Origin of the sequence: Chromohalobacter sp. HP20-39 (assembly GCF_033052815.1) — a bacterium.
GTDB lineage: Bacteria > Pseudomonadota > Gammaproteobacteria > Pseudomonadales > Halomonadaceae > Chromohalobacter.
Genome location: NZ_JAWHTP010000881.1, coordinates 1 through 256, shown reverse-complemented (window position 1 = coordinate 256; position 256 = coordinate 1). Strand labels below are relative to the sequence as shown.

General features: G+C 69.1%; 1 protein-coding gene. It reads left to right on the top strand.

Annotation, left to right across the window (positions count from 1 at the left end):
- Positions 1–256 (top strand): substrate-binding domain-containing protein (locus RVY79_RS20495; RefSeq protein WP_317466428.1); only part of this gene is annotated, 256 nt, incomplete at both ends.

Genomic DNA, 256 nt, shown 5'->3' with positions numbered 1-256 from the left:
CCCTGCGGGCCGGCCTGCTGTCGGCCACGTCGGTGATCGTGTCCTCGGGCACGAGCGGGCGTCACATGCTGGAGGTCTTCGCGAACCTCGGCATCGGCGAGGCGCTGAAGGCCAAGACGACACAGCCGCCGTCAGGCGCTCAGATCGCCGACTTCCTGGCGGCAGGCCAGGCCGCGATCGGTTTCCAGCAGATCAGTGAGCTGCGGCATGCCCCGGGCATTCGCTACCTTGGGCCCATCCCGGCGGAACTGCAGAG